This is a genomic window from Pseudopedobacter sp. (assembly GCF_040392825.1).
Classification (GTDB): Bacteria; Bacteroidota; Bacteroidia; order Sphingobacteriales; family Sphingobacteriaceae; genus Pseudopedobacter.
Window position 1 is genome coordinate 1 of record NZ_JBEBVH010000300.1, and the last position, 4,441, is coordinate 4,441.

Genomic DNA, 4,441 nt, shown 5'->3' on the forward strand with positions numbered 1-4,441 from the left:
GTCGTATTATTGACTTTTTATCGCTGAAAATTTCGATATTGAAATTAAGAAGATATAGGGCCCAAATTATCTTCTTAAACTTTAGATAGTCAATATTCGCTCAAAGAACACTCTTGCAGAATATTGTCAAATAATTCAGGCTGTTTCATATATCTTAACATTCGGTTGATCTCTGAGATAGGGTTTAAGAGCGATTACAACATCGTTATTAAACAGCTCACTCAAAAGGTATGCCTGCGCATTTTCTGTATGTATTAAAAGCTCTTTCGATAAAGCTCCCTCAATTGTTTCTAAAAATACAGTCTTATACTTGTTGTAAATAGCGGTAGCACTAGTCCGATCTGCATTATCAATCTTTAACGTAATTTCTAAATATGCCTTTTTCATAAAAAATTGTTTTTTGATAAGGCAAAGTTCTCTTAAGAATCAGTTAGAGGCAATGGACAGAAGCGAAAACAAGTGGTAATTTTAAGAACAAATAGTCTTTAACAGCGATGTTTACCTGCCGCCTGTAACGTCAATAAATGTTCCTGTTGAATAGGATGATTTATCAGAAGCAAGCCAAAGGATAGCCTCTGCAACTTCTTCTGCCAATCCACCTCTTTTTAATGGAATGCTATCCTTTATTCGATTGATTCTATCCGGTTCTCCTCCGTCGGTATGGATATCGGTATGAATGAATGCTGGCCGGACAGCGTTTACCCGAATACCTTCTTCCGCTATTTCTTTGGATAAACCAATTGTCAACGTATCTAAGGCGCCTTTGGTAGCAGCATAATCGATATACTCAAACGGAGCGCCTGTTTTGGCGGCAATTGAAGACACATTAACAATTGTACCTCCTTCTCCTCCATATTTTACAGACATTCGTTTAATGGCTTCTCTGCAACACATAAACTGTCCGATAATATTCGCCTGAAACATTCTTAGCAGCCGACCTTGACTCATATCAGCCAATTGCATTTGGCACTCCAGTATTCCGGCATTATTGACAAGTGAATGAATTGTTCCAAAAGTCTTGTCGGTTTCCGAAAATAGCCGCAACACATCTTTCTCTCTGGAAATATCTGCCTGTATAGCTTTTGCCATTCCCCCATTGGAAAGGATCTTGTTAGTACGCTTTCTGCAGCTAGTTTGTTTTTATTGTAATTTACTATAACCGAAAACCCAGTTCTGGCCGCAAGAAGGGCAGTGGCAGCACCAATTCCACGGCTGGCACCTGTTATCAGCATTGTTTTCATATGTGGTTCTTTTTAAAGATCATCCGTAAAATGCCGCCTCTCTTTTTCCCGAGAGAATTTACGGTTGTTATAATCATTAGATTTATTTCTTGCTATAGATAAGGTTTTCCAGTCATCGTTCTTCAGCATTTTGGCGATAAAGACAATTTGACCAATATGGTAAGGGTAATGGGCCAACTGCCGATTGATGGCTTCAATAACAGTATGTCCATCATTACGGATATAAATGACTTTCTCGAGGTCAGCTTCAGTCAATGGGTCGAGTGCATTCATCAGACATTCCCAACCTTTAGCCCAAAGATCCATTAATGCTAACTTGCTTTTAAGCGGATTGGCAAATTCAACATCTCTATTTCGCCACGGCTTTTCACCATCCGAAGTCAGGAAGTCTGTAAACCGGGATAGCATGTTCCCGCTTATATGATTAACCAAAACGGCAATACTGTTGCTTTCTTCGTTATACTGCCAAAAAAGCTGTTCTTCATTCAATTGTTCTATTGCTTTTTCTCCAAGCATCTTATAATATAAAAACTGCTTTTTAATACTATCTAAATAACTGGTCGCCATATCTGCTTTAATAAGAGGTCTAAATTTAACGATTTTTGTAGTGTGCTCTTACCTTACATATCTTCTCTTGTGTATCCAACTCCATATATTCAGCGGAAAGCGTATCGTTTACACTTTTGTAGAATAGCACTAAAGAATCTACTCCTTTTAATTCATGATAGAACTCGAAATGCAGCTCGGGATATTTTTGCAATGCTTTGGAGAAGTATTCCCTTAAATCGGCTTTATTTGAAATTTTACCAGCTGTATCGACTCCCATTTGCTGAATAACAGGTGAAGCAAAATCGATGTTTTCACTATAATGGCTCATTATTGTATTTAAATCATGACTGTTCCAGGCATTAATCCATTCGGTGGTGAAATCAGTTGCTTCCATAAATTATAAATTAAGTTCCATCATTACATCGGCTCTTTTATACTTACCCGCTTCCATTGGTATTTCCTGAAAACCATATTTTCTATAAATACCCAATGCGGTTGCCAGCCGCTTTTGAGAATAAAGAATAAGTTTAGATGCATTAAGCTTCCTTGCTTTTTCAATAGCGCCTTTACATAAGGTTTTCCCGGCACCTATCCCATGGAAAGATTCGTCAACAGCCATCTTGGTAAGTTCCATTACACCGTTACCCATGTTTTTAAGGCCAACTGTACCAACGATAGTGCGGTTATAGCGGGCGAACAGGATATGGCCACCACCTTTAAGAATAGCTTCTTCAGGCTTTGTTAGCACATATTCGTCCAAAGGTTCTACGCTGTAATATTTAGTAAGCCAGGCTTTATTAAACCGTTCAAAGTAGGGCTGATATTCCGGTTTGTAGTCACATAGTACCACGCCATTTTCCAGAAAGCTATCTAACTGATTTTCGTTAAACAGTTGTACGCCTATATTTTCAAGCTCCTGTATTCCTTTATTATAAATTCCTGAAATAGCTTGCGGAACAATACCAATTTTGTAATCCCGTTCACTAGCTTCGTATATCGTTGTTCTTGGACAATTAGGGAAATTGCATCCTATTACAAATAGCGAATCAATAGCTTTTTCGTTTAACCAGATTTGCAATTCGGTTTCATAAAAAGCTCCCCATCTGGACTTATACATTGCCCAATCATCCGAGCCAATCTGTACGATTTCTCCCTTTAAAAGTTTATCGGAGTTTGGCTGAACAGCAGATTCTGGTAGTAGTTCGCTTATAATTTTTGCTCCGTCCGTTCCCGGAAAGACAATATTTTTACCAGAGGCTAATATGCCTTTTCTGCAAACATCCGCATTGCTGCCATCGGGGTAATACAGCCTTACAACATGAACAACCGGTAGGTTATATTTTCTGAAAATTCGGACAATTTTAGTTGTTACAGGGATTATCTCCTGGGTTCCTTCTATATATGCAGAACCTTTCGGGTATGCAAAATCCTCCTGCATATCAATAACCAGCAATGCAGATTTTTTCCAGTTTAATAATGTATGGTCCATATTCATATTGCTTTATTCAGTAAATGAGACATTTCACTCTTTCTGTAACTTTGGTTTTATTTTATAACCCTTATTTATAAAATAGATACTTCCCAATGCGGTAAATAATGCCGCCGCTGTAACCCATGTAAGCTTCTCGCTCAGAACGAAAAAACCTAATAACAAAGCGATGAACGGATTGATATAGGCGTATATGGATGACAAACCAACTGGTAACTTTTCCAGAGCGTAAACAAAGCAAGGATAAGCCAGCAAAGAACCGATGAAAATGAGATAGATTAAAGCGCCAATGCTATCGTTAGAAATCTGATTTAAGGTGCTATAATCATCCATGAAAATACTCATCAGTAATAGAAAAAATCCACCAGAAAGCATCTGAATAGCGGCATTCGTTAGCGGGGAGGTTCCGGCTGGCCGATACTTTGCAAATACACTTCCAGAAGCCCAGCATAAGGCTGCGAAAAAAGCAACCAGCATACCCGTAAAATATTGCGGATTAACGAAATCTGCTAAATTATCACGGAACATCATACCTATTCCCAGACTTCCCAACAGTAATCCGATAAGTATAGTATCGTTAGGTTTTTTTCTTTCTGCTCGGGTTATAAAAGCGATTAGAACAATATACACCGGCATAATAGAAACAATTAATGCGGCTAACCCACTAGGGATATATTGTTCGCTCCAACCTACTACACCGTTGCCCAACGAGATCATTAAAATACCCGGGATAACCTGCCTGATAATATTCGATCGATTGAGGACACTTAGTTTGCCTGACAGTTTCAGACCTATAATCAGAATAGTCCCGGCTATTGTTTGCCGTACCCCCGAAAACAGAAACGGAGGTATGGTACTTACCCCTATAAGCATGAAAAAATAAGTAGTTCCCCAAACCAAACAAACCAGGGCAAGTGCTAAATAAGCTTTTGATAATTCGCTTTTCATTAGTAATCTTCTTTATACAAAAATCTATAATTAATTAATATGAGTACAGATACAATTTTTGTATTTTTGATGAGTACAATTTGTTGGTATGAAGAAAGAACTCTTGTATATACGCATTGCTTCGGTATTGGAAAATCAAATTAGTAATGAGATTCTAAGGGTAGGAGACAGGCTACCTTCTTTACGGGTTATCTGTCAGGAATATGGTGTTAGT

6 protein-coding genes and 1 pseudogene are annotated in these 4,441 nt (G+C 38.1%); 1 reads left to right on the plus strand and 6 read right to left on the minus strand.

Translation table 11 applies throughout. The features are described 5' to 3' along the window. Positions 1–135: 135 nt before the first annotated feature. From ABWO41_RS15785 to ABWO41_RS15810, 6 genes and pseudogenes are all read right to left on the minus strand, one after another. A complete protein-coding gene (locus tag ABWO41_RS15785) occupies positions 136–387 on the minus strand; it encodes a hypothetical protein (RefSeq protein ID WP_353140114.1) in 252 nt (83 codons plus the stop codon). A 111-nt stretch (positions 388–498) separates the two neighbouring features. Continuing rightward, positions 499–1,241, minus strand: a pseudogene (locus ABWO41_RS15790) (SDR family oxidoreductase). Positions 1,242–1,253: 12 nt separating this feature from the next. After that, positions 1,254–1,808, minus strand: a complete 555-nt coding sequence (locus ABWO41_RS15795) for a DUF1572 family protein (protein ID WP_353140116.1) — start codon at positions 1,806–1,808, stop codon at positions 1,254–1,256. Positions 1,809–1,833: 25 nt separating this feature from the next. Next, complete coding sequence (locus ABWO41_RS15800) at positions 1,834–2,184, minus strand: nuclear transport factor 2 family protein (protein ID WP_353140118.1); 351 nt, start codon at positions 2,182–2,184, stop codon at positions 1,834–1,836. Between the two features lie 3 nt (positions 2,185–2,187). After that, entirely contained in the window at positions 2,188–3,279 is a 1,092-nt protein-coding gene (locus tag ABWO41_RS15805; protein WP_353140120.1) for an isochorismatase family protein, read from the minus strand. 33 nt (positions 3,280–3,312) lie between these two features. Next, positions 3,313–4,227 carry a DMT family transporter gene (locus ABWO41_RS15810; protein ID WP_353140122.1) on the minus strand — a complete coding sequence of 305 codons (915 nt, stop codon included), beginning with the start codon at positions 4,225–4,227 and terminating at the stop codon, positions 3,313–3,315. An 88-nt stretch (positions 4,228–4,315) separates the two neighbouring features. On the opposite strand from ABWO41_RS15810, the gene ABWO41_RS15815 reads away from it, so the two are divergent. Continuing rightward, positions 4,316–4,441: GntR family transcriptional regulator (locus ABWO41_RS15815; protein ID WP_353140124.1), on the plus strand; the 126-nt coding region annotated here is incomplete at its 3' end.

What these genes read in the sequence shown, in the direction of transcription:
- ABWO41_RS15795 (WP_353140116.1), bottom strand. Translation starts at nt 1,808, where the DNA reads ATGGCGACCAGTTATTTAGATAGTATTAAAAAGCAGTTTTTATATTAT.
- ABWO41_RS15800 (WP_353140118.1), bottom strand. Translation starts at nt 2,184, where the DNA reads ATGGAAGCAACTGATTTCACCACCGAATGGATTAATGCCTGGAACAGT.
- ABWO41_RS15805 (WP_353140120.1), bottom strand. Translation starts at nt 3,279, where the DNA reads ATGGACCATACATTATTAAACTGGAAAAAATCTGCATTGCTGGTTATT.
- ABWO41_RS15785 (WP_353140114.1), bottom strand. Translation starts at nt 387, where the DNA reads ATGAAAAAGGCATATTTAGAAATTACGTTAAAGATTGATAATGCAGAT.
- ABWO41_RS15810 (WP_353140122.1), bottom strand. Translation starts at nt 4,227, where the DNA reads ATGAAAAGCGAATTATCAAAAGCTTATTTAGCACTTGCCCTGGTTTGT.